Source organism: Robbsia andropogonis (assembly GCF_034047095.1).
GTDB classification, from domain to species: domain Bacteria; phylum Pseudomonadota; class Gammaproteobacteria; order Burkholderiales; family Burkholderiaceae; genus Robbsia; species Robbsia andropogonis.
Genome location: NZ_CP139170.1, coordinates 728,110 through 752,523, shown reverse-complemented (window position 1 = coordinate 752,523; position 24,414 = coordinate 728,110). Strand labels below are relative to the sequence as shown.

The window sequence follows — 24,414 nt, the reverse complement described above, 5'->3', positions numbered from 1 at the left end:
CTGTCCCCAGAGTCAAGCCTTACTGAACTGCGTTATGCACGACAAATAATGTCACGCTTTGCTGTGGCAGGGTGGCGCTGAGTTGCCCGCTGGAATAAGCCAGATCGGACAGACGGGTGATCGCATTGTTCGCGAGTTGCCACACTTCCGCTGTGCCGCTCGATGTGATGTTATTGAGCGAGGCAGTTACCGTCGACGGCAGACTGAGTTGTTTGTTCACCACCATCAGCGTTACTGCATTATCCACGCGAATCGCCGCGAACGCGGACACGTTGTCCGGGTTCGCGACTGTGGTGGAAATACTCGTCGCGCCGAACGCAGAGCCCGCACCATCGTAATTCCGGTATAACTTGATCGCCTTGTACACCGGCATTGTCGAATCGATCGTGCCCCACCGCGTGGCCATGTCCAAACCTTCACGGCCGAAAATGCCAAGGATGTCGGCCTGCGCGGTGGCGCCGTTCATCAACGTATCGCCACCCCAATTGTATTCAGTGATCGCAATTGGCGTGCCGGAGTAATAGTACGTATTCACCCAGTTGCGCATTCTCGGGATCAACGCTATCACGCTGTTAATGTAGGTAGGATCGATGTAGCTCTGATCCCACAAGTCCCGGGTAGACACATTGCGTTTCAGCATGATGTCTTCCGAACCGGTCGTATCCTGGTACTCGTTGCTCTGCGGATAGAAATGCAGACTGAACACATCAATCGGATGACCAGCGGCCTTCCACTGCGAGAGCAGCCACGGCACGTAGTCCATCCCCCCCGTCTGGCTCGTCTTATCAGGTGCGTTCGCGTAACCGTGGGTGATCGAATACTGCTGATCGTAGCCGCTATAGAGATAGCCATTCCAGCCCCACTCTTCGGGTGCCAGTATCTGGGCGCTCGAATCCGCTGCCTTTACCGCCTGTGAATATGAGATGACCCTGGCTGCCATATCACTCGCATGCGCGCCGGTTGGCTGAACATCAAAATGGATTAACTGCCAGACGCTGGGCTCGTTATCCATTGCGTAATAGCGCACGCCACCCGCGCTTCCCGTGCCGAACTGCTGAACCAATGCCGCCACACGCGCTTGTTCATTCGCCGTGCTGTCGGTCATGGTTGCATCGTCTGGGTCGTTACCCGTTATTTGAGTACCGCCGATCAAGATACCGTTCCCGGCGTCAGGAAAACCATCGACGTCATTGCTGACCTGCGCGCCGTATTTTGCAATCGAAAAACTGGCGAGCTTGGCGTTATTTGCGCCCAACTTCGCGATCCGCCCAATCATCGGGATCGTCAAGATAGGCGCGGCACCCGCAGCTTGCGCAGCGGTTACAAAACGCGCACCGTACTGGTCGTTCGGATCATTCACGTCAACAGGAAGGCTCTCGAAATACCAATCACGTCCCGCGTTTCTGGCATCCAGTTGCCAGTTATACAGCGAAGCACTGTCACCGCCAGAACGGTCGAGCGGAACACGAAGATCAAGCAACGTCTGCGCGCTGCCGAAATTGATGCCGTAAATCATCGGATTAATGGCGTGGCGATTGACCGCCGCATCAACGGTGATCGCCGCCGTTGCAGCCGGACCCGCTGTCGCCGCCGCGGCCGAGATCCGTGAAGAGGAACCACCGGAGCACCCGGCCAGAATCGACAGCACTACTTTTATGCCTACCGTCGCACATCTACGACGCTTCAAGCCGCGCATGAACGCTCCCGACATTCTTTTGATCGGCTCCCCTGGTCGGGCTTGTTCTTGCTTCTAATGTTCCCAGCTCGCCGACGCGCCATATGTAGACAAAAATAGCAAGAATGACGGCGGTCTCGCCCGGCACCAAGGTAGGCGGGTAAAAAAATGAGATGAATAGAATATAAATCAGGTAGTCGCATAGCGCTCCAAGGAAATCATCTTCGACTTTCGCCTGCAATTGCCGATAGAGCAGCAAACCGCGAACCTGGAAAAGTAAGATGATAAATGCGCCAATGAGCCCATATTCGAAAACGATACCAAGCCACGTGATGTCGGCAAGAAAGAAAAAATGGTGGAAATAGTCGATCAGGGTTTCCGAGCTGGTCGGACTGATCGTGCCAACGCCGAAAATCCACCTTATCGGATCCCCGCCAAGGAACTGACTGGCGAGATCGATCGTGATGCGACGCGTATCGAAGCCACTGTTGGCGTCGGTACTAAAAGCCGTCGCAAGATAGCCGGTCGAGAACATGCCGACCAGCACTATGGGGGCACAGAGGACCAGGCCAATACGTGCCGGCACCTTGGACCACCGGAAAGTATTGAAGAGAATCACCGCGGAGATGGCAATGATGCCCGAGCGTGCCTTGACAATCAGTAACGCGACGGCAAATACAACGGCAGCACCGAGCAGATAGCGCATGCTGCGTTCGAAATAGGCTCGCCTGTAGCAAAAGAAAAACAATACCATCGGGAAGTACATCGACATTCGAATCCGGTGCCCGCGACTGTCAGCGGAAAAGAAGTCCGATTGCCCAAGGACGTACTTCGTGTTGTACCAACTGTTTGGCACGAACAGGTACATTGCGATCAATGCGCCCACTACGATGACGCCGCACGTCAAAAACCCCTTTTCCACCTCGGCCAGCGTCGGCTTCAGTAAGAACAGCACGGCGGCAAAGGAAAAGAAATATAAGACGGGCAGCAGTTTCACCTGCGCGGTGATGCTGGTGAAAAAACTTTCGTTGAAATAGAAAATCGCGGCAAAGCTGGGAAACAATACCAGCCACGCCAAACTGATCAGGATCTGCCGTGTCACCGGAAGACGAACATGGCCACGCAACAGCAGCACCAATGGCAGGGACAGCACGGGAAATGCCTTGGATAACGCCCACAGCGGATACAGCGCATTGATGTAATGGAACGTCTGGCCGAACATGGGCAATAACGCGATCAGCCACCATTTGACCTTGGTTCTGACGGCCGCGACCGAGAAAACGGCGGCATGGCCTTCCGTCGATGAAGCGATTTCCATCTCGTTTAATGTCCCTGCCTGACGACGGAAGCGCGACGTCTTCCGCGAAAGCATCACGCTACCTATGAAAGAAGACGTCCGGTCTCTCGCACCCTGCTCGCCATGGATGCCTAGCGCGCGACTGCCGCCGGAATCATCGGACCACGCCAGGGTTGTTTGTAATCGAGTAACTGAAACCCTTTGTAAAGGGGATTGCCTGGTTCAGATTCTGGTCGACCCATTGATCAACCTCGGCAATGGATGACTTCGGCACAAAAATCGTGTCGGTTGGCCGCAATACGATATCCTGCCTCGGATCACCACGATGCGTCAGCGCATCCAGGTCGACTGTGCGCATCATCGGCCGGCCATCCGGGCTCCGACGAATCACGACCACTTCGTGCGTCCGCGCCGTATCCAGCAATCCTTGCGCCGCCATGATCGCCTGCATCACGCTCATACCCGCCTCCAGCGTGATCTGCCCCGGTTGCTTCACCTGTCCGCCGACATAGACCCTCGCGGCCGTTTGCGCGATTCCCACGGAAGCGTGCGCATTTGCCGTAACACCGGCGGTCATAAGCGCTTTATTGATATTGTCCGCGAGCTGCGCCGTTGTTAATCCGCCAGCGTGGATCGTGCCCGCGAACGGCATGGCCAATGTCCCGTCCGGTGCAACCGGTCCGCGGTAATTCAATTCGGAATTGAAAGGCAAGTTGATCGCCAGTTCGTCGCCAGGCTGGATCTGATAGGCAGTCGCCGGCGCATCCGACCATGTCGCGAACCCTTGCGGCTGCTGGTACTCCGAGTGTACCCACGTGTGCGAACACGCACTCAGTGCCGTCATCACCAAAGCGAAGACAGGAACCAGCGGACGGAATGTTTTCATCATGCGCGAGGCAAAGAGCAATGGTTCCCACTCCTGAAAAGTGTCCGGCATGGTTGAAAACTTGCCGCGGCACCGTGGGCCCAACGCTAAATTTTAGGAAACTCAGTCTACCATGACCATTTATATCTTTTCGCACGTATTATATGCGGCTGGGATCTCAAATGTTGGCCTAAAAAAGAACAGGTATGGCTATTACGACTAGAACAAGGCCCGATCGCAAGGCTGCTGACGTCGAAGTGTCTATCCGCGACTATTTCAATACTTTCTTCTATTACCGGAAGATTGCAGCCACCGTTTTTATGGGTATCGTGACGATCGGGGTAATCGTCGCGCTAGCCGTTCCCATGCCTTATCGAGCACAGGCAACATTGCTCGTACTTCTTGCCGGCTATTACGATCAATCGAACAGCCCGAATGGCAATGTGCCGATTCAACCTGCCGTAGGGCAGCTAAATAGCGTCGAAGCCCAGATTCTGGGCAGCCCAGAACTTCATCGCGACGTGATTGTCGCCAAGCTGGGACCATCCGCAACCGAAGCCGAGATCAACAAGCAGCTGCAACATTTCGAGAGCCGGTTTCATATCGAACAAAATGACCTCGCCAACACGATCAAATTGTCGTATTCCGATGCCGATCCGAATGTCGCGGCGAATACGCTCTCGCGTCTCCTAGATCAATATTTCAAACGCCGAGCGGCAATATTTACCTCCGGTCGAGTCGGTCTTCTCAATGAACAAAGGGATCAAGCCGGGAATGCATTAAAAAATGCCAATGCCGACCTCCTTACTTTTCAGAAAAAATACGGCATTGTAAATATTGATGATCAAATCACGCGCGCCGTTCAACTTGAAAGTAATCTCGTTTCCAGAAAACTTGATAATGACTCGAAATTAGCGCAAGACCGGGCCGAGCTTAAATCGCTGCTCGCTACTTCGCAAAACGTCAAAGAGACGATACCCATCTTTACCGACGATACCGAGGCATCGCGCGCGATGGCGACGATGCAGGTCTCGTTGATGCAATTGGAAACGCGACGAGCCGATATGGCGTCGCGCTACATGTCAACATCGCCTTTTGTCGCGCAACTCGACCAGCAGATTGCAGACACGCGCGCCAGCATGGCCAAGCAAAAGTCACAACTGCCGAACTCGACGCGCTTTGGTCACAACACCTACTATGACACGGTTCAGGCACGTCTATCCGCCCTCAGCTCCAGCATTGCCGGGGAGACCGCGCTTGGACAGGAGTTGCAGGAGCAGATCAAAGGCGCGCGTGCACGTTTGCAGCAGTTAAGCGATGTATCAAGTCAGATCCGCCAGCTTCAGGCTAACCGCGACATTTTATCGGACAGCTACAAGGATCGCGCACGACAAGCGGAAATGGCGGCGGCCCAACAAGGCCAGGTCAGTCAGGTAAACAGTACAAACGTACGGGTTGTGCAAGCGCCGTTCCCCCCGTCGCAACGCAGCGTGTCGCGCGGCCTGATCATCGGCGCGAGCATCCTTGCCGGGCTGGCGCTGTCAGCGCTCGCCGTGCTGATCGCGGCCAGCCTCCGGGAAACGTTCCTGAGTCCTGAGCAAGTCGAACGCGCCTTGGCGCTGCCCGTTTTGAATGCCCAGGTTCAGGTCGGCACGAATGGCGTCGCCGAGCATCATGGCACGACATTCAGGCCGTTACTCAAAGCGTATGGTCGCATGATTGCCGCCATCAACGGCAGCACCGACAATCCGACGAAAATCATCATGGCATTGTCGTTCGGGCCCACCGACGGCTTGCTGTCCGTCATCCGTGGTCTTGCGATTGAACTCGAGCCTCGCTCCACGAAACCGATCCTGATTCTCGATCTGGCCTCCAGCGCGGAAGCCCCGCTGTATGGCAAACCGAGTGCGCAAGGAATGTTGACGTGGGCCGAAAGCGATTTGCAAGGCAATACGCCCCTGCACCAGAACGGCCCCGACCAAGCGCACGTGCCCCCGCCGAATGTAGATACCAACGGCATGGCCATTGCGCAGGTGGATCGACACAATATTGTCGTTGCACGACCGAATGACGGTGACTTCCCATCCTCGTGGGAAAAGACCCGGGCGCTATTCGATTCTCTGCGTCACACCTACGACTACATCATCGTGCACGCACCACCGGCGAATCAGTCCTTCAGCGGTATCGAAAATGCCTCGCTTGCAGACGCGTCCGTCCTGGTGCTGCGCGCCGAGTACACTCGCAAGCCAGTGATATTGAGCCTGAAGGAACAGATCCAGGATTCAGGAGGCCGGCTGATTGGCGTAGCGCTAACGCATCGTCGTGGCTACATTCCGAACTTCGTATATCGCTTCTTCTAACGTGTCGAACCAGGGTTGATGCAACATGCCTCAGATCAGCGCAATTTTGCCAATCAAGACCCGTGGTAGACACTACGCGGACAATATCGGTCGCTGCGATATTCTGTTTTCGTCATTGCGCCATTTTGCGGCGCCGGGAACGTTTCATCGTTTCGTGTTGGTCGTGCCCCATGAAGAGGTCGAAGAGGTCAAAGGCTATGCAAAAGCATGGTCGGATTTTCCGATCGAAGTGGTTGATGAATCGCTGCACATGCAGATCTTCGGCGAATTCTCCCAACGCCATCAAATCCGGAACTGGCATCGCCAGCAGATTATCAAGCTATACGCACCGGCATTGATCGAAACGGAATACTTCGTTGTCTTTGATCCGGACTGCTTTGCCACCCATCATTTCGACATCGATGCATTGATCATCGACGGCAAGGCATTGACCCATTTGCAGCCGCGCAACGTGGAACCGTACTATTGGGAAGCGTCAGCGAAACTGCTCGACGTCGATCCGCACCTCGATCGTACCGGCGTCTGGTGGACGCCTACCATTTTATCGAGGACGCTTTGCCTCAAAATGCAGGCACGCCTGGAAGCGATACATGGCACCGACTGGCGTCGCGTACTGCTTGCCAACTATGCGGTGGATTGGACGGAGTACACGTTGTATTGGTTGAATGCTGAGCGAGAAGGCCTGTTGGACCAATATCACACGACTCCGATGCCGGGACAGCGTGCTTTGCATGCCGACGAGAGCGTATGGTTTGCCGACAAGATGGAAGAATGGGATGGTGGACACCACTTCGCCGCGGATAGCAATGGCATGTTCGCGGTGGTCCAGAGCAACACGCACATTTCGCCACAACGCGTTCAGGAAAAGTTGTCTCCGTTTTTCCCCATTACGATCCAACCTTACGAACGCCACATCGATCCCGCGCTAAAACGTGCGGAACTGTATTCGGCAGTAGTGCGTCGTGGATTGAAATTCCTGAAAAAATGGCGGGCTTGATCGCGTCCATTGTTTTTACCCAAGCATTCAATCGCGCAAGGTTGTTGTAGGGGATAGAAGAAAGACCTGACTTTCGCGTGGTCCGGCCTTTCTTACGGTTTCGCGTTTATTGCCAAGGCGGATGCCGCTGTCGGTGAATTCACACGTTCGCCAAGTGTGATTAGAGGGTGTCATTTCCGTTGCGCGGTTTACCCGACGTCCTAGAGCGACCTGACTATGAAGCAGAAATTGGTCGGCATAGAGATCTTGCGATTTCTATCCGCATTCGCGGTCCTGATATGGCACTACCAGCACTTCTATTTCGTGCTGCCGTCAGACGAGATCATGGCTACGCCAAGCGAAGAGCCATTCTCGCACTTGTTGCGTCCTCTATATGATTTTGGCTGGTTGGGTGTTAATTTCTTCTGGACAATTTCGGGATTCGTTTTTTACAGCCAATACCTGACAAAGGTGTCGACGCGGGAAGTATCCGGCCGCGCTTTCATCATTCGACGCTTCTCGCGACTCTATCCGCTACATATTGTCACGCTGCTTATTGTGGCAGCTTTACAGTACGTTTACTTCCACGAAGAAAGCCATTATTTCGTATACGCGTACAACTCCCTCTACGATTTCTTCGTCAATGTCATCTTTGCTTCAGGATGGCTCACACCCTACACCGATTCGTTCAATGGCCCTGTCTGGAGTGTCTCCACCGAACTGGTCATCTATCTGGTCTTTTTCCTGGCGGCGCGCTATCTGCGCATTGAAATGACCGGCACCCTGTTTCTGATCGTGATATCGGCTGCCGTGAGTATCGTCATGGTGCTTCATCGGGTAAAAGGTCCCGAGTCGAATGTGTTTTTCTGCGCCTTTTACTTTTTCCTGGGCGGCGCGGTGCATCTGCTGGTTCAACGGATGCGCGGCCTGATAGCCCGGCGACGCAAGGAATGGATCACGATATGCATGCTGATCTACCTTGCGTTGATCGCATTTTGCAGCACGTTTGGCGCGACCAAGTATCTCGTTGCCACCGTTGGCGCACCGGTCTCGATCTTCCTGCTGCTCGTTATCGAACCGTATATTCCAAGGCGAAGCGCAGGAGTGATCATGTCGCTTGGCGACACGACGTACGCAAGCTACCTGATTCATTTCCCCATCCAGTTGACGACCGTACTCCTGTTACATCTATGCGGTTTGGATAGCGCGACCATCGCGCACAATCCGGCCTTCCTCGTCATCTATCTAGCGGTTGTCTTCAGTCTGGCGCACCTGGTTTTCATCGGATTCGAGAGACCGGCGCAGCGCACGCTTCGTCGCGCACTGGGATCGCGACCAGATGTACCATCGACACACGATAAGCAGCGTCTTCCGTAGCGCTTACGACGAGATTGATCCGCGTGACGTGATCGTTCCGTATGGCGCGCCGCGATTGCGCAATCCACTCGGCGGCCGCCGAATCTATCTCACGAGGTCATCGAGGCGCTCATCCTCGATACCCGCTGGTTCGAGATGCGCTGTCACATCGGCAGCGGGGTATAGGCTTTGCACCGCCTTTTCGGCGTCATCGCAGATATCATGCCCTTCTCGTACGGTCAGCGAGCCATCAACCTCCAGATGGAAATCGACGAACACACGATCGCCACCATGGCGCGTCCGAAGATCATGTACCGCACTCACGCCTGCGCATGCGCGCACGGTCTCTTCTATGCGCACACGTTCAACTGCGTCGAGCTCGCGATCCAGCAGTTGCACCAACGCGTCCGACGCCATACCACGCGCACTCCAGAGCATATACAGCGAAATCGCGAAGGCGCCAATCGCATCGGCGCGATTCCATCCCAGATAGTGCTGCAACAGCAAAGCGATCAACACCGCCCCGTTCACGGCCACATCCGTCACATAGTGCGCGCGGTCGGCGGCAATCGCGGTCGAACCCGTTCGATGAACAACAAGCGTTTGCATTCCCACCAGCCCTACGGCAACGACGGCGCTCACCACGATGACGCCTATCCCCAAACCGGTCTGGTTCAGTGGTTCCGGAAAAACGATGCGTCCGGCGGACTCGATCGCGAGACCGATGGAGGCGGCTGCCAGCAACATCGCTTGAACGAACGCGGCAACTGCCTCCGCCTTACCGTGACCATACCGATGTCCACGGTCAACGGGCTGCGCGGCGTAACGGACTCCAATGAACGTCGCCGAAGAGGCAATGACGTCGACAAAGCCATCGGCGGCCGACGTTAACAATGAAATCGACCCCGTCTCGCGCCACGCCCAGACCTTTATCACGATCAAGCCCACGGCAACCCCCAAAGCCACGAAGGAAGCCATGCGACGCAGCGCTGCATCGGACATACGTTCAAACATCGGTCGGGCTCCTTTTTTGCGGAATCGTAGTACCGGCTGGGCGACGCCATTTTAGGGTAATTGCAGCCTCACCGCACTACATCATCGCGTGGAGGGCGTGTGGCCGACCGGGGGCTGTCGCATATCACCTTGCTGACAATCGATTAGTATAGGATTACACAGTGACTACGATGAGATGCGCAATGTCAAAACGGTTAGCATTGGTGACGGGGGCGTCGAGTGGCCTGGGTGCGGAGTTTGCGCGCGCACTGGCGCGGCGTGATATCGATCTTGTTCTGGTGGCACGTCGAGAAGAGCCGATGCAGCAACTGGCCGACGAACTGCGACAGCTACACGATATTGATATCCATTTGCATTCGTTGGACCTTGGTGTCACAGGCAGTGCGACGGCATTGCGACAATGGCTCGCCGATCGCGGGCTTACCCCCAATATCCTGATAAACAATGCCGCGTTCGGCCTTGCCGGTCGTTTCGTGGATCAGGACCCGGTGCGCATCCGGCAAATGCTCGAACTCGATATTATCAGTCTTGTTGAACTGACTCACGTCTTCGCTCGCGACATGGTTTCGCGCAATGGTGGACATATCTTACTGGTCGGCAGTCTGGCAGCATACCAGCCAGACCCGTTATTGGCGGCCTATGGTGCGGCAAAGAGTTTCGTGCTGTCGTTCGGCGAAGCGCTGCACGTCGAACTCGCGCCTACGGTGCGGATTACCGTGGTGTCCCCCGGGCTGATGCAAACCGAATTTTTCGACGTTGCAAATTTTCACCCTGGCGCCGCGCTTCGCCGGGGGATGCTACCGGCGGCAACCGTCGCGGAAGAAGGGATCAAAGCACTATTTGCAGGGAAACCAAGCATTGTCGTTGGCGGTCTTAACCGACTATCCGCTATCGCGGTGAAATTTCTCCCGCGATCGATTGTGGCAAAGGTTGCCTATCGCCTCAGCAATCACAGCCAGCGCTGATCGATTGCCTTATTGAAACACACGGATAAAGCGCGCGTTAGAACAGCCTGCGTCCGGGAGACGGCCCCCGGCAGTCATGTATTACATCGCGACCTCAAGAACCGTGCCATCCGCGCGTCTACCCATCGCGGCAACATACTCCCGGCAATACCAGCATGTTGTATCCCGCGGACACACGTTGATATCACAGACCACACAATTGCCCAGGACAGTCAGGCCAATGCAACGCGTGGTGGTCGTGGTAAACAATGAGGTTTACGCAAACCTGTTCGCGCAATTATCGGGCATGGCTTACATCCACACCTTGGAAGATGCCATTCAGAATCAATTCGCACAGCACGGGATCGCCGTCAAGATCGTCGAGTCAAACTCGACCGACTTATGCAATGGTGTAGGGCAAGCAGTGGTCCAGATTAAGCCAACCCATATCCTGCGCCTGGCAGTCGTGGAGACAACGCATTACGATCGTGCAATCTCTCCCTCCTAAGCACAATGAATCTTCGATGTCGAACAGGAAGATCTGAATGCGATGACGGCGGTTTCGACCGCACCCGATGGCCCACACAGACATGTGTTCACTTCTATCTATCGCGGACAACATTCCGTCCCGGCATGCGTACGCATTATCCGTCTGCCCAACATGCAGCAATCGTGCACGAACAAGCTGATTGAACAATTCGTGACGGACACCCGTCACGTCGGCATTTCCCATTGACCGCGTCTTCATGTTATTTTGCGATGCTGGCGAACCTCGGCCTTTTAAAATCTTATCCTCTACCCGTTTAGGACCTGATGTCATGGCGACAAATGCAGAATTCGAGAACGTCCGCGTTGTGAAGCGGGCTAATGTGTATTTCGAGGGAAAGTGTGTGTCGCACACGGTAATTTTCCCCGATGGTTCAAGAAAAACGTTGGGCGTCATCCTGCCAGCCACCTTGAACTTCGGAACCGAGGCGCCCGAATTGATGGAAGTACAAGCAGGCCGTTGTCGCATCCGCCTGGCCGGTAGCGACGAGTGGAATACTTACGGCGAAGGGCAATCCTTTTCCGTACCAGGCAACAGCCGATTCGATATCGAGGTAAGCGAAACCCTGGACTACATCTGCAGCTATCTTTGAGTAAGCGCCGGCAGAAACCTCCGCTAGCCCTCCTTACCTGCCCGGGCGCGCATCACACCCTGCAGTGCGGCTGCATCTCCATGCACCACGTTCAGCAGCGGCTCGCCGCGCGCAAGCCGATTGATATTCTCACCGATAAAGCCGTAACGGCGTACGAAAAGACCTTCAGTCCAGGCTGCCGAATGCGGTGTGCATATCGCATTCGGCAATGTATCGAACCGATGCCTGGACGGCGGCACGATATCATCGGCGCCTACCGGATACTGATACCAGACGTCAAGAAAGGCCGCACCAAGGTGATGTGACACTAGTGCCTCGTACAGGGCATCTTCGTCAACGATCATTGCCCGCGATACATTGATAAGCACCGACCCCTGTTTCATTTGCGCAAACGCGTTCCGATCAATCATGCCCCGCGTGGCATCATCCAGCGGACACGCGATCACCAGATAGTCCGACATCTGATAGAGCGCCGTCACGTCATCACGTGGCATCAAGCGATCAGCGGGCAGCGCAGTCGCACCGCTGCCTGTGCGGCTGCTCAAGGCCACCACCTTCATCCCGAACGCACGTGCCCGCGTTGCGATAGCCTGCCCGATGCGTCCGAAACCGATAATACCGAGCGTCTTACGGTAGAGCTCACCATGCGGCACCCGCGCGCGGTAACTGTCGGACCAACGCGCGTTATCGAACGCGGCACGGATGGCGTCGAGTTGAATCTCGTGCTGCAGCATGGCCAGCAACGTATATTCGGCAATCGGGATTTCGTGCTCAAACGCATTACACACAACGGTTCCGGCTCGCAACGCGTCGAAAACAATACGATCGAGTCCCGCCCCGGGTACATGCAGCAGGGGGACATCGGGCGCCGCGCCGGGTGCACGTTGGAAACGCATCGCAACCAACACGTCGGCACCACCTATTTGACTGTCATAGCGAGCATCGTGGGCAGCGGCGGTAGGTAACGCAATGAACTCGGCGGGCGTATCCAGCGCAGCGGCAATTTCTTGCTGGTGGCTGGCCGCCTCCCCGATCATGACGATCTTCATATTCTGGAATCCGCAAACGCTGGGAGGAGCAGCTTGATAGCGTGCAATAAAAAACAAAGGCAGGCGCCGCGATATACACGTTCCGCTTGCTTGCAAGCACACAATCTTATCGAGATATCACTGGAAAAGGCGGCGAAGTCCGAATTTTTAGCGAAATAAGGGACTTTAGGAGAAAACGGCCAGTTGTACGAGCCATACAACGCACTAATGGGCGTATATCTGTCGATTTTCCGCCCAGGCGCGTTCCTCCTTCTGCTTCTACGCTGATGACATTGCGTTCGCGAGGGGCTCGGGCCTCTTCCTCGATGCTCGCGAAGCGCATCAGTTGGTCTCATCCTCCATCGAAGCAGCAACGGTGTCGAGCCGATACAGTCGTTGCGCCGTGCCGCTAAAGAGCGCCGTCCGCTCGTCCCGGCTGGCCTCCGTCGCGAGCCGCTTGAAAGCATTCCACAGTGTTTTGTAACTGAACATGCCTTTGTCCACGGGAAAATTGCTTTCAAACAAGCAACGCTCCGCACCGAATAATTCAAGAGCTGTCCGAAAGTACGGGCGCCACGCATTCGCCAGGTCCTCGGAAGACGGCGGCAGGGCACCCTGTGCGAAGTTGAATCCGAAAACTGGCATGCCCGCACCACCAAGCTTGAGGCATGTGTTGGGCAAGCGGGCAAGTTTCGACAAACTGTCACGCCAAGCGGTCAGAACGTTGGCGCGTTGATTCATATAAGGACCCACGCCCACCGGGCCGCCGAAATGATCGATGATCACCTTGACGTCCGATGCCTGTCGCGCCAACGCATAGACCTCATCAAGTTGCGTATGGTAGGCCCACACATCAAGCGACAAGTCATGACGCGCCAACGTTTGCACACCGCGCACAAATGCCGGGTGCTGCATCAAGTCGCGTGGCGGCGTGGCCGGGCTCGAACGAACCGCGCTGTCGCCATGCCAAGCAACAGGATTGCGGATGCCGCGCAACCGCCCCCCCGACACGGCCAGCATCGTTTCCAGCACCCTTTGCAAGCGGCCGTCGGCCGTGGTGGCATCAAGCCCCGCCAACGTCAGATCCGCGCCGCCAACTATCGCGTCGCATAAGCGCGTGTGCCCATAGAGGCCACTTCGCGTCATCGCCGCAACGCCATTCGCGAACTCGACCTCACCAACCGGCTTCATCGCATCCGGACCATCTGCGCGCAGCATCGAACGGCATTGCACGTACACGGTGGCAATGATCCTGTGCCCCGATTCCGTATCGGACAGCATCTCGTCGGCGAGATAGCGATTCCCGGCGCGATCCCATAAATGATGATGCGCATCGACAATCGGGAGATCGGGATCGATCACCGCCTCATCCCGTAATGCCAGCCACTCGGCGCGAATCGGCAAATGCGGTGTGTTGACGTTTTTCACTATGCGAATCCTTGTCGAACGCAGGGTATCGATCGAATCAAAGCAGTTCGTCTTTTCCAATCATTCCAACGGCACGCAGCGCATCCGGCAGCCATGCGGCGCGCACATCGCCTGCGCGAATCGCGGCAATCCTCGCTGTTTCCGCAGCCACTTTATGTTCCGCGAGTTCGAGAATATGAACAACATCGGAGCGCGGAATCACCACGACACCGTCCGAATCACCTACGACCAGATCTCCCGCATGGACGGAAGCGCCTGCGATGGAAATCGGCTGGTTGACGCGTCCGGCAACGCTCTTCGTCGGGCCACAAGGATTCAACCCTGCGCAGAAAATCGGAAAAGATCCGCCAGCCAGTTCCTGGGAGTCTCGCACCGCCGCATCGATGACAAAACCCGCCACGCCGGTTGCCACAGCCTGTGTCGACATGATCTCGCCGATCAGTGCACAGCCCAGGTCGCCTTTGCCATCGACGATAATAACGTCACCCCGCTGCGCAATGGCGAGCGCCGCGTGAATGGCAAGGTTGTCCCCAGGACGGACCTCAACGGTAATGGCTGGCCCTGCAACTTTCATATGCGGCGACATCGGCTTCACACGACCGTACAACGTGCCGCGCCGTCCGGCGACATCCGCCAGGATCGCGGCCTGGAACTGGCTGGCACGTGCCACCAGTTCGGCGGATACACGTTCGACATTCCGAACGATTGCATCAAGTCCATTCGTTACTGCAGTCATTATTTATCCCGAGAGCGCGGCGGTACCGGCGCGCCGTTTCAAAATGTTTTTTTCCAAGGCAGTTGCCGCTCGCGTCAAGGAGAAGCAGATCACGTAATAGACTGCCGCCAGAACCGCATACACCTGAAACGGCTCGGTCAGCAAATCGGCATTGATCGCATTGGCCGAAAAAGTCACCTCCTGCGTACCAATCAAATAGGCCAGCGCCGTGTTCTTCACGATCAGCACGAATTGATTCAAGATACTGGGAATGGCATTGACCAATGCCTGCGGCAGGATGATCAACCACTGCGTGCGCCAATAGCCGAGACCCAGCGCGCGCGATGCCTCTCCCTGTCCCTTCGGCAAGGCGCCTATGGCGCCGCGAATTGCTTCTGCAAGATACGCGCCTTCATAGACCACCAATGCCAAAACAACCGTGACGGCCCCGGGAACGCGGACGCCGGTCAACAACGGCAAGACGAAATAGGCCCAGAAGATGATCAGCATGACCGGAATGCCGCGTACGCAAAACACATAGGCGCTCGCAACCCGGCGGATCACGGAATAAGGAGACTGGCGTGCGAGCGCGACCAGGATCGCCACCGGGAAAGCGATCAACAATGCCGCGCTCGCCATGAGTAACGTGGCCGCGATACCGCCCAACGGCCCGTGGGGGTATTGACCAATCAGCAGCAGCAGGCCGTAGTTATGCAGTATGTCTAGCATCGCACTCACCTTTGCGTCGACTTTTGCAAGCTACGCTGCAATATGCCGCCGGATGCCGCGATCATCGATGTTCCCGCCAGGTATACAAAGGTGGCAATGAGATAGCAACCAAAGGTTGCATAGGTCTCGCCTTCAATCTGCCGCGTAACATACATCAATTCCCCCACGCCGATGGCCATCGTCAATGCCGTCGCCTTGAACAAGCTCAACGTCTGCCCGATCAAGGCAGGGAGCGCGGCGCGCACCGCTTGCGGAATCAATATGAGACGCATGGTCTGCAGATACGAAAGCCCGAGTGCACGTGCCGCTTCCTGCTGGGTATGCGGTAATGTGCGAAAGCCGGTGCGCAGGTCTTCGGAAATATAGGCCGAGGCGTTCAGCGCCAAGCCAATGGATGCGAACAGGAACTGCGCATTGTGCGCGTTGACGTAGCCTTGCCAACTGTCCGGCAATACCTGTGGAATGCCGAAGTACCACACCAGCAATTGCACAATAGCCGGAACGGACCGGTGATAGCTGACAAACACCTTGACGAGCGTCGCCCCCACCAAAGTACTTGCGGCACGAATAACGGTAAGCAGAATACCGAGCACCATGGCAGACACCCACGCGATACCGAAGAGCTCGACCGACACCAGCAAACCGTGCAGGAATTGAAGCCGAAAGTTACCCGTGAGCAAATCCGGTAGCGAAGAAAACATGGCTGCACTCGTCAAATGGCATGACCTGAAAAACGGTTACTGGAAGTCAGCTATCGGTGTCACTTTTTTGGCACGCACCATGTTGTACTCCGTCGACGGGCCATACCATTTATCCCAAATAGCCTGCATACGGCCATTCCGCTCCATTTTATCCAGCGTCTTGTTGACCGCATCCAGCAATGCCGTCTCGCCCTTCTTCACGCCAATGCATTCTGGCTCGTAATGCAAGGTTTCTTCCAGGAAGTGTGTTTTACCCTTCGAGCGATTGCGGAAGCGGACCGCTGCAGGTTCGGACATCGCCATACCCTGCGCCTTGTTCTGCATCAGCGCCATGAAAGCAGACGGTGCATCGTCAAACGTCACTACGTTGGCACCGATGAGCTGTTGACGCGCATACAGCTCCGGTGTCGAGCCGCGAATCGCGCTCACCTGTTTGCCGGCGAACTGAGCGAATTTTTCGATACCACTGTTATTCTGGACCAGAACCGTGATAGGCGTCTGATAGTAGGCCGACGAGAAATCGATCTGTTTCGCCCGCTCCTTGGTGTAACCCAACGCCGCCGCGACGATGTCTACACGCCCCGTTTGGAGCGCAGGAATACGCGCATCGACAGACACGGGGACAATCTCTACCGAAACGCCGAGGTCCTTGGCAATGTCCGTGCAGACATCGACGTCCAGACCAACGGTCTTACGCGTGGCCGGGTCCTGATAACCGAGCGGTACGCTATCTCCCAATACGCCACACACCAGCGTCTTTTTCGTCTTGATGTCTTGCAACTGATCGGCGCGGGCCAGGTGCATCGCACTCGCGCTTACCAGACAAGCGGTCAGGAAGCTCGTCTTGAAAATTGTCTTGTATTTCATACTCGAACCCTTAATCAGCGAATGTTGGAATGCGACGAACGATAGGGACACCTTTTAAAATCGCAACGCCATGAGAGGCATGCCGAATCCGATCGTAAAAAGTCACAATGCGGTTCAATGCAACGCACCTAGCGCAAGTGCGATACGATTGCAGCCTTCGCGGATACGCTCAGACGATGTAGCGAACGACAAGCGAAGATGGGCTGAAAGGCCGTAGGCGCCGCCGTCCAACACGGCGACCTGAGCCGCCTCAAGCAAATACATCGCCACCTCTTTATCGGTGTGCAAGGTCTTGCCGTGCGGCGTGATTTTGCCAATGCAGGCGCCGCAAGCCGGATAGACGTAAAACGCGCCGCCCGGCGTCAGACAATCGAGGCCGTCCACTTCGTTCAGCAAGGACACCATCAAATCGCGGCGCGCGGTGAATGCCTCCAGCGACGAGGCAACGAACGACTGCGAACCCGTCAGTGCAGCCACCGCCGCCGCCTGACTGACCGCGCTGGCGCCACCGGTGCTTTGCGACATTAGCTTGTCCATGGCGGCAATCAGCGGGCGCGGACCACCGGCATATCCAATCCGCCAGCCGGTCATCGCATAGGCTTTAGATACGCCGTTGATGGTCAGCGTACGGTTCCATAGTGACGGGACCGCAGCGGCAAAGCTGACGAACGTCGCGCCGTCATACGTCAAATGTTCGTAAATTTCATCTGTCATCACCCACACATGCGGATGACGCTCAAGAACCGCCCCGAGCAATTGCAATTCCGCAGCGGAATACAATGCGCCGGTGGGATTATTCGGGCTGTTCAGGATCAACCACTTTGTCTTCGGCGTGATCGCGGCTTCAAGTGCGTGCGGCGTCAGCTTGAAATTATCCGCCTGCGTGCAAGGCACGATAACAGGCGTGCCGCCATTCAGCAGCACGATGTCCGGATAAGAAACCCAATACGGCGCAGGAACGATTACTTCATCCCCCTCTTCAACGGTTGCCGTCAGCGCATTGAAAATGACGTGCTTCGCGCCATTAGCGACAAGCACCTCGTTACGCGCGTATTGCAACATGTTTTCACGCAAGAATTTCGCGCAGATCGCATCACGAAGCGCAACGGTCCCGCTTGTCGCGGTATAGCGCGTCTCGCCGCGTTGCGCTGCGTGGTAGGCCGCCTCCGTGATATGCGCTGGGGTATCGAAGTCCGGCTCGCCGGCGGTGAAATCGACGATATCGTGTCCGGCTGCAATGAGTTCGTTTGCCAGCGCCTTCGCCGCGACGCTGGCCGATGGCTTGATTCGCTTGATGCGCCCGGCCTCGATCGACAATGCCACTTTCCCACTCCTTGAGTGTGTACACTGTACACGTACAGTGTATTATGTGAACAAATATAAGACAGAAAAAATGGTCGGGCAAGATTTATGTGCATTCACTACACCCCACGATTACCCTGTACACGATTTCATTCAAGGAACGAATATGAGTAACGAAGGTGTCGCAGCCGTGGAGAAGGCGCTGGCGTTATTGGATTGCTTTACGCCCGCACACCAGACGTGGACGCTTGCGGCCCTGGCGAAACATGCGGCAATGCACCGTACGACGATCTATCGGTTGATGAATTCTCTCGAAAGGATGAACTACGTTATCCGTTCGGAATCCGGCGATTATTCTCTTGGTCCGCGACTGCTTTATCTTGGAAACTTGTATGAAGCATCTTTCCAATTGGCGAATCTGGTCAAACCGGCCTTGCTGGCCCTATCTCAGGAAACCGGAGAAAGCGCCTCCTACAACGTGCTTGAAAATGGCGAGCGGCTTTGTTTATTTCGGGTGGAACCCCCGGTGGGTTTGAGGGAAACGCGACTGCCAGGCACGTCATTGCCGCTAGACAATACGTGCGGCTCACTGGTAATCAGACATTGGACTCAGGACGGCACGGCGGCATTGCCAAGGCCGTTGCCATGGTTCACATCGCGTGAGCGCGATGAATATACGGCGGCGTTCGCTGTCCCGATATTTGGCGAAAATAATGCATTCATGGCCGCGATGACCCTTTCCGGACCCGTGGCCAGAATGGAAGCTGCCCGCGCCGAGAATCGTTACGACGCACTTTTGCTCGCCACGGCCGCATCCCTGTCTCGAAAACTGGGCGCATCGACGGCGTTTTGCGATCACCTCTTCAAGCAAGCAATGAGCAACACGTGACGCCACGGATCATCTCACCGTGCGGTCCGCACTGAAATCACGCCGCAGGCGCGTCCCTCTCAGGCAAGAGGGGAACCACTTTGGCAAGCAGGTCACCTACGACCTATGGCGCGAAGACACGCCGAGTCTTGCGTTGCGGCCGCGCGCCCACCATGCGCTCGGTGATGTCTGGCCACCCATCGGCGTATGAACACAGCCTGCACGAGGTCGAGATGAACTTCGCTGAATTATTGGCTGCTTTAGGTCTGGAAGCGCGATTGGATCTGAAAGAGGCGGCAAAAACGGGCAGTTGCACGATTCAATTCGACGAGTCGTTGGAAGTCACTCTGGAAGCGGAGGGCCAGGACGATGCGCAAACCGTCGTGCAAATTCACGCGACCATCGGCAATGTACCGATGTCGAATCGGGAAACCATTTTTGCCCACCTTCTTCAAATTCATCTGTTCGGCCTCGCGACTGCGCAGTCGCATTTTGGGTATGACCCAAAATTGGAGCGCATCATCTTTTTCAAGACCATGATGCTCGAAAATCAAACCCGACAAGAAGCCATTAACGCGTTGGAGAGTTTCGTCAATCAATGTCTGCATTGGCGCCATTTCTTGCCAAACATCGCAGAGCACGGCAATGCATCAGGTCGCTCCGGCTTGACGACGCTGCAATCGGTGTGACCACCATGCAGGTCACACCTCGGGATTGCGGCGAAGCGCCTCAGGCAGGCGACACGCGGGCAAGCCAAGTCGACAAGCCTTCCGTCGACCGGAAGTCATCGACACTGCGCGCGGGAATCGACGGATAGGCGCCAGCGGCGATCTCCGCCAATGCACGGCCAGGGCCTAGCTCAAGAAAAGCAGTTGCACCTGCTTCGACGCAAGCCGCCATGCAGGCGGCCCAGTCGACGGGCTCGCCAATTTGGCGCGCAAGCTTGTCCAGACCGTCGTTCGTATCAAGAACGACTGATCCGTCGATACCGCTGAAAAGCCGCGTGCCCGCCTTGCCTCTCCCTATCGCGACCTTGCCGAGCGCCGCACGAAACACAGGCACGGCGGCGGCGAGCCGATGGCTATGAGATGCGACGCGTACCGGCACCGTCACGACTCTCGTCGCACCTGCTTCGCGCGCGCAACCGGCAAGTGTTGCCAACGCGTCGGTTGCGCCGGCCAGGACATACGCGTCCCCAGGATTGATGATGGCGATATCGGCATCGTGTTCGGCGCAGAGCGCATCAAGGCTTTCCCGATGCAAGCCCCGTACGAACAACAGGCCTTCGTTACCGTGGCTCGCCGCATCCATTGCGTCTGCGCGTGCGACGATGAGATCGAGCGTATCGATGGCACCAAGACATCCCGCGACATGCCAGGCGGCAACCTCGCCCACACTATAGCCGGCAACGATGATGCGCGCCGGTAGCGCAGGGCCGATACGCGCGAACGCGATGATGGCATGCAGCGTACATAGCAACTGCGCCGCGCGATTGCCCTGCAAGGCGTCGGCACTTGCATTGCGTACCCAATCACACGGGTCCTCTCCCAGAAAGTGCGCGGCATGTGAAAATAGCGGCGCGGCCCGCGATTCGTCGGCAACAAGGTCAAACATCCCGGGACGCTGATGCCCTTGACCAGAGCATAGGATCGCGACGGTCATGATGGTGTCTCCTGGTCAAACGCGGCCGCGAACAAACTCATCGCAAGCAGATCTGCGGCACCGCCGGGACTCAGGCGGCGCGCGACAAATGCGTCATGCGCGGCGCACGCATGCCTCAACCAATCGGGCGCACCAACGCCGCCCCTGTCGAGAAATGCTCGCGCAGTCTGCTGGGCAAAGGCAAGACCCGCCTCGCCGCCGCGATGCAGCAGATTCGTGTCGATGACCGAGGCAATGAGGGCGAAGCAAGCATGCACGCGGGCGGCAGCCGCGTTCCCCGGACAAAGCAACGCGCCTTCGCGAAGCGCCGGGACGCCGACGCGGTATACGCTTTCGAAGCCATTTGCCGCTTCCTGACGCGCCCCGCCGGCACCGTATCGCCGCCCGGCAACTTCGCCATGGCTATTCGACGCGCGCGGCCCGCCGAGAATGTCCTCTCCCCAATAACGGCGAACGCACTCACCTAATGTCGGCATGGGAAGGGCGTGCGCGAACACGTCATCCGCAGCACGACGACCCGCCGCCGCGCAGAGCAAGCCGACACCGAAGATCGCGCCGCGGTGCGTATTCACGCCCCGCGTCGCGGCAAGCATGGCGTGCTCCGCCCGTATGCCGATGCGACGCAACGTCGACATACCGGACTGCGCCGCTCCTGATCGCGCCAGTTCGGAAAAATAGGGTTCGATAGCGGCGGTGCTGGACGCAAAGGTCTGCGCGTCCATGTCGTCGTGACTACCCGTGTCCACCCAACTGACCAGCCCTGGCTTCGGCCAGGTGTCGATCTCAAGTCGCAAGCATTGCGCCGCTGTATAAGCGATGGCGTCAGCATCGCTCGCGACCTCATCGTTCGCACGGACGTTCAGGCCGATCATGTCTTCACCTCGACAAATTCGCGTGCCGGTAACAACACGACGTCTGTCGCCCGTTTCACAACGACATCGCCCTTCGCCTCATGCAATTCTCGCCAATTTACCCCGGCCCCATCCGCGCGAATAATCTCACCGTCGATTCTCATCGGTGCAACGGCAGCACAGCGCGCGATGTCGGATAGTAGCGTATCGAGCGTGCGCGTCACGTCGTCTCCTTGCGGCAAATCGAACAAAAGATCCAGATCGGAAGCCGCGCTCAGATAGGGCAGACTCGTCAGCCCTTGCCATGCAAGACTGCCGAACGCACGGCATTCCACCCGATGTCGACTGGAAAGCGCACAGAGTGCATGGATCGTCGCACGCCAGGGATCAGGCGCAACATCCACCAACGAGGCGAGTGTGGGCGGTGCTGCGACCGACACGATCCGATCCCGCGGGACGACTACACTGATTCGGCGCTTGCCTGCTGAAGGCGGCAGGGGCAGGCCGAGTGGGACGCCCGCTCCTATTGCAGCATCGCATGCGTTCGCACGACGCGCCATCAACGGTCTTCCCGCTTTCACCCAGTCTCGAATGAGAGGTTCGTTCGCAAGCGCCGGCTGGGTCGCAAGACACGCCTCCCACGCGGCGTGCGAAACACGCACGACCGTATGCCGGGCGATAACAGCGTCAGATAGCGTCATGCGCGAGTGCATATACGCGTTCTGCAATCCGCGCGGCAGCCTGGCGTCCGCCTCTCGACTGCCCCAGGAGGCCGCGCCCGTCGGCGCGCTCAGCCGGCGCTTCGAGCCATCGCGCAAGCTGTCTTGCCAACGGTTGCGCGGGGTCGAGCACTTCATCCACCGCCCCTGTTTTTGCCAAGTTATCGAGCCCCGGCGCAAACACAGCCGTCGATTTGGCCTTCTCCTGCAATGCCTCGATCGACAATTTCGTCACGCGCGACATGGACGGTAAATCCATCACGGCAGGCTCGGCACCCGGTAACGCAACGAGCACACGCGTCGCCAGTGCGGTAGCAATAAAGGCACCGGCCGCCGTCTGTCCATAAAGCAGGCCTACCGTTTGATGACCATGAAGACTGGCAAGCAACAGGCATTTTGCAAGGTGAGACAGACATTCGTTCAAGCCGAGCAACTCGTCCCGCTTGCTCATTCTCTGACTTGCGCTATCAATCAAGACGAGGATCGGCGTATCGTCTCCCCGGCGAATTGTCTCGAGCACGCGTTGCGAAAGCCATAGCGCTTCGTCAACACCGATGAACTGGTGGTTCGACATGCCGATGACATCGACCGTCTGTCCTTCAATGGTCGCCGTTCCGGAAAGAAGCCCATCGTCGCGCACGGAGATCGTATGATTCAGCGCGCCGAGAATCTCATCGAGCGTCATGTCGCGTCTCCTGTAAGCGTTCCGCCAATGTGGAAAAAGTGTCGCAAGGCATCGCCGGAATGTCCTGGACCTCGCTGCCTGTCGCACCCAATGCACGCCACACATCCCGGGCGTCCTTGCAATCGCCAAAAGTGGCGACACGTTCGTCCAGTCGGCGCTGCTCCGCTTCAAGTGCCGCCAGTTCGAATGGGGCGTGCTCGGCAAGCAATGCCAGGGCGGCATCGCGAAATGCGGTTACGGTATCGTCGACAAAACGCTCAACAGCACCGATGAGTCTTCGATGCTTGCCCCCCATTGTCCGCCAGACAAGCGCGCGGTCTTTTGAGTCGAATTCATCAGCGCCACGATTGGTCTCGATGACTTCCGGACCCGACACACTGATGCGCCCTTGCTCGGAAACAGCGAGTGCCGAACAACATGCCGCCAGCAGTCCGCCGCCGCCGTAGCATCCGGCGCGGCCTCCGATAAGGCCGAGCACCGGCACGCCGGCAAACCGCGCGTCGACCACCGCACGCATGATTTCAGCAATGGCGACCTCGCCTGCGTTGGCTTCCTGCAAACGCACGCCGCCCGTATCGAACAAAATAAGGACGGGCACCGTGCGCGCATCCCGGGCGGCACGTAGCAGACCGGTCAGCTTTGCACCATGCACTTCGCCGACAGCCCCTCCCATGAATCGCCCTTCTTGCGCCGCGACAAACACAGGACGACCGTCCAGGCTTGCCTGCCCGACGATCATGCCGTCGTCGAATTGACGCGGCAGATCGAAGAGTGGCAAGTGCGGACTCCATTCACGCTCGGACGGGCTGACGAATTCGACAAAACTCCCCGCATCCACCAGGCCATGAATGCGTTGACGGGCAGATGCTTCATACCAGCTGGCATTCTCTATCGGTTGATCTACGCGAACGTTCATTGTTCACCTCGTTCGATTGCGCGAACCGCTTGAGCAAGACGTAGCGCGACGGTATCGGGGCGTGCCCCTCCGTCGTTGATGGACAATCGCAACCCACCCGGCGACCGGCGCTCGACGAAATCGTCGACAACGGCCTGCCACACCTCTCCAAAGCCGATCGCCGCCGTCTGTATCTCGATTTCGCAGGCACTGCCGGGGAGCACACGCTCGGCGAGCACTTCGAGATTACCGGAAGCCACAACGCCGACCAGCGCTGATGTCGATTCGCCCGTCACGCGCTCGCGCGCGGTATAACGATAACTTAGCCGTTCCATTGC

Annotated in this window: 25 protein-coding genes; 8 read left to right on the top strand and 17 right to left on the bottom strand. The window is 57.1% G+C overall.

Features of this window, described 5'->3' with window-relative positions; all coding sequences use genetic code 11:
* Positions 1-19 precede the first annotated feature (19 nt).
* The 3 genes from SJQ66_RS16895 to SJQ66_RS16885 all read right to left on the bottom strand — a co-directional run bounded on the left by SJQ66_RS16895 (position 20) and on the right by SJQ66_RS16885 (position 3,909).
* A complete protein-coding gene (locus tag SJQ66_RS16895; protein ID WP_046153232.1) occupies positions 20-1,696 on the bottom strand; it encodes a glycoside hydrolase family 44 protein in 1,677 nt (558 codons plus the stop codon).
* The gene (locus SJQ66_RS16890) at positions 1,674-2,993 is read right to left on the bottom strand and encodes a hypothetical protein (protein ID WP_320535072.1); all 1,320 of its coding nucleotides are present in this window, start codon (positions 2,991-2,993) and stop codon (positions 1,674-1,676) included. Before SJQ66_RS16890 ends, SJQ66_RS16895 begins: the two co-directional genes overlap by 23 nt.
* Before the next feature lie 133 nt (positions 2,994-3,126).
* Positions 3,127-3,909 (bottom strand): polysaccharide biosynthesis/export family protein, encoded by a 783-nt coding sequence (locus SJQ66_RS16885; protein ID WP_024904673.1) that lies wholly within the window; start codon positions 3,907-3,909, stop codon positions 3,127-3,129.
* A 134-nt stretch (positions 3,910-4,043) separates the two neighbouring features.
* Here SJQ66_RS16885 and SJQ66_RS16880 point away from each other — a divergent pair, with 134 nt between their 5' ends.
* The 3 genes from SJQ66_RS16880 (at position 4,044) to SJQ66_RS16870 (ending at position 8,550) form a co-directional block, all read left to right on the top strand.
* Positions 4,044-6,197, top strand: a complete 2,154-nt coding sequence (locus SJQ66_RS16880) for a GumC family protein (RefSeq protein ID WP_253463273.1) — start codon at positions 4,044-4,046, stop codon at positions 6,195-6,197.
* Positions 6,198-6,222: 25 nt separating this feature from the next.
* The gene (locus SJQ66_RS16875) at positions 6,223-7,194 is read left to right on the top strand and encodes a DUF6492 family protein (protein ID WP_253463275.1); all 972 of its coding nucleotides are present in this window, start codon (positions 6,223-6,225) and stop codon (positions 7,192-7,194) included.
* A 216-nt stretch (positions 7,195-7,410) separates the two neighbouring features.
* Entirely contained in the window at positions 7,411-8,550 is a 1,140-nt protein-coding gene (locus tag SJQ66_RS16870; protein WP_253463277.1) for an acyltransferase family protein, read from the top strand.
* 84 nt (positions 8,551-8,634) lie between these two features.
* Here the strand turns inward: SJQ66_RS16870 and SJQ66_RS16865 are convergent, their stop codons facing one another.
* Entirely contained in the window at positions 8,635-9,543 is a 909-nt protein-coding gene (locus SJQ66_RS16865; protein ID WP_024904677.1) for a cation diffusion facilitator family transporter, read from the bottom strand.
* 182 nt (positions 9,544-9,725) lie between these two features.
* On the opposite strand from SJQ66_RS16865, the gene SJQ66_RS16860 reads away from it, so the two are divergent.
* The 3 genes from SJQ66_RS16860 (at position 9,726) to ppnP (ending at position 11,626) form a co-directional block, all read left to right on the top strand.
* A complete protein-coding gene (locus SJQ66_RS16860; RefSeq protein ID WP_024904678.1) occupies positions 9,726-10,508 on the top strand; it encodes an SDR family NAD(P)-dependent oxidoreductase in 783 nt (260 codons plus the stop codon).
* A 220-nt stretch (positions 10,509-10,728) separates the two neighbouring features.
* A complete protein-coding gene (locus SJQ66_RS16855; RefSeq protein ID WP_253463279.1) occupies positions 10,729-10,995 on the top strand; it encodes a hypothetical protein in 267 nt (88 codons plus the stop codon).
* Between the two features lie 310 nt (positions 10,996-11,305).
* The gene (ppnP, locus tag SJQ66_RS16850; RefSeq protein WP_024904681.1) at positions 11,306-11,626 is read left to right on the top strand and encodes a pyrimidine/purine nucleoside phosphorylase; all 321 of its coding nucleotides are present in this window, start codon (positions 11,306-11,308) and stop codon (positions 11,624-11,626) included.
* Positions 11,627-11,649: 23 nt separating this feature from the next.
* On the opposite strand, the gene SJQ66_RS16845 is transcribed toward ppnP, so the two are convergent.
* The 7 genes from SJQ66_RS16845 to SJQ66_RS16815 form a co-directional block, all read right to left on the bottom strand.
* The gene (locus SJQ66_RS16845; RefSeq protein ID WP_253463281.1) at positions 11,650-12,675 is read right to left on the bottom strand and encodes a 2-hydroxyacid dehydrogenase; all 1,026 of its coding nucleotides are present in this window, start codon (positions 12,673-12,675) and stop codon (positions 11,650-11,652) included.
* A gap of 321 nt (positions 12,676-12,996) precedes the next feature.
* A complete protein-coding gene (locus tag SJQ66_RS16840) occupies positions 12,997-14,082 on the bottom strand; it encodes an amidohydrolase family protein (RefSeq protein WP_253463283.1) in 1,086 nt (361 codons plus the stop codon).
* 37 nt (positions 14,083-14,119) lie between these two features.
* Positions 14,120-14,818 (bottom strand): RraA family protein, encoded by a 699-nt coding sequence (locus SJQ66_RS16835; protein WP_046153202.1) that lies wholly within the window; start codon positions 14,816-14,818, stop codon positions 14,120-14,122.
* A gap of 3 nt (positions 14,819-14,821) precedes the next feature.
* Positions 14,822-15,526, bottom strand: coding sequence for an amino acid ABC transporter permease (locus tag SJQ66_RS16830; protein ID WP_046153229.1), 705 nt, complete (start codon positions 15,524-15,526; stop codon positions 14,822-14,824).
* A 5-nt stretch (positions 15,527-15,531) separates the two neighbouring features.
* On the bottom strand, positions 15,532-16,227 hold the full coding sequence (locus SJQ66_RS16825; RefSeq protein ID WP_024904685.1) for an amino acid ABC transporter permease: 696 nt from the start codon (positions 16,225-16,227) through the stop codon (positions 15,532-15,534).
* A 36-nt stretch (positions 16,228-16,263) separates the two neighbouring features.
* A complete protein-coding gene (locus SJQ66_RS16820) occupies positions 16,264-17,094 on the bottom strand; it encodes an ABC transporter substrate-binding protein (RefSeq protein WP_024904686.1) in 831 nt (276 codons plus the stop codon).
* 114 nt (positions 17,095-17,208) lie between these two features.
* Entirely contained in the window at positions 17,209-18,411 is a 1,203-nt protein-coding gene (locus SJQ66_RS16815) for an aminotransferase class I/II-fold pyridoxal phosphate-dependent enzyme (RefSeq protein WP_024904687.1), read from the bottom strand.
* A 151-nt stretch (positions 18,412-18,562) separates the two neighbouring features.
* Between SJQ66_RS16815 and SJQ66_RS16810 the strand changes: the two genes are divergently transcribed.
* Together SJQ66_RS16810 and SJQ66_RS16805 are read left to right on the top strand one after the other, a co-directional pair.
* Complete coding sequence (locus SJQ66_RS16810; protein ID WP_024904688.1) at positions 18,563-19,285, top strand: IclR family transcriptional regulator; 723 nt, start codon at positions 18,563-18,565, stop codon at positions 19,283-19,285.
* 212 nt (positions 19,286-19,497) lie between these two features.
* Positions 19,498-19,953, top strand: coding sequence for a type III secretion system chaperone (locus SJQ66_RS16805; RefSeq protein ID WP_253463284.1), 456 nt, complete (start codon positions 19,498-19,500; stop codon positions 19,951-19,953).
* A gap of 40 nt (positions 19,954-19,993) precedes the next feature.
* Here SJQ66_RS16805 and SJQ66_RS16800 read toward each other — a convergent pair whose 3' ends face one another.
* The 6 genes from SJQ66_RS16800 to mdcC are packed head-to-tail and all read right to left on the bottom strand — an operon-like array spanning position 19,994 to position 24,411.
* A complete protein-coding gene (locus tag SJQ66_RS16800) occupies positions 19,994-20,926 on the bottom strand; it encodes an acyltransferase domain-containing protein (RefSeq protein WP_253463287.1) in 933 nt (310 codons plus the stop codon).
* A complete protein-coding gene (gene mdcB / locus SJQ66_RS16795; RefSeq protein WP_320535071.1) occupies positions 20,923-21,798 on the bottom strand; it encodes a triphosphoribosyl-dephospho-CoA synthase MdcB in 876 nt (291 codons plus the stop codon). Before mdcB ends, SJQ66_RS16800 begins: the two co-directional genes overlap by 4 nt.
* Positions 21,795-22,478, bottom strand: a complete 684-nt coding sequence (mdcG, locus tag SJQ66_RS16790) for a malonate decarboxylase holo-[acyl-carrier-protein] synthase (RefSeq protein WP_024904692.1) — start codon at positions 22,476-22,478, stop codon at positions 21,795-21,797. The genes mdcB and mdcG overlap by 4 nt, the downstream gene beginning before the upstream one ends.
* On the bottom strand, positions 22,465-23,181 hold the full coding sequence (gene mdcE, locus SJQ66_RS16785; RefSeq protein ID WP_024904693.1) for a biotin-independent malonate decarboxylase subunit gamma: 717 nt from the start codon (positions 23,179-23,181) through the stop codon (positions 22,465-22,467). Before mdcE ends, mdcG begins: the two co-directional genes overlap by 14 nt.
* The gene (locus tag SJQ66_RS16780; RefSeq protein WP_320535070.1) at positions 23,168-24,097 is read right to left on the bottom strand and encodes a biotin-independent malonate decarboxylase subunit beta; all 930 of its coding nucleotides are present in this window, start codon (positions 24,095-24,097) and stop codon (positions 23,168-23,170) included. The genes mdcE and SJQ66_RS16780 overlap by 14 nt, the downstream gene beginning before the upstream one ends.
* Entirely contained in the window at positions 24,094-24,411 is a 318-nt protein-coding gene (mdcC, locus tag SJQ66_RS16775) for a malonate decarboxylase acyl carrier protein (RefSeq protein WP_024904695.1), read from the bottom strand. Before mdcC ends, SJQ66_RS16780 begins: the two co-directional genes overlap by 4 nt.
* Positions 24,412-24,414: the final 3 nt, after the last annotated feature.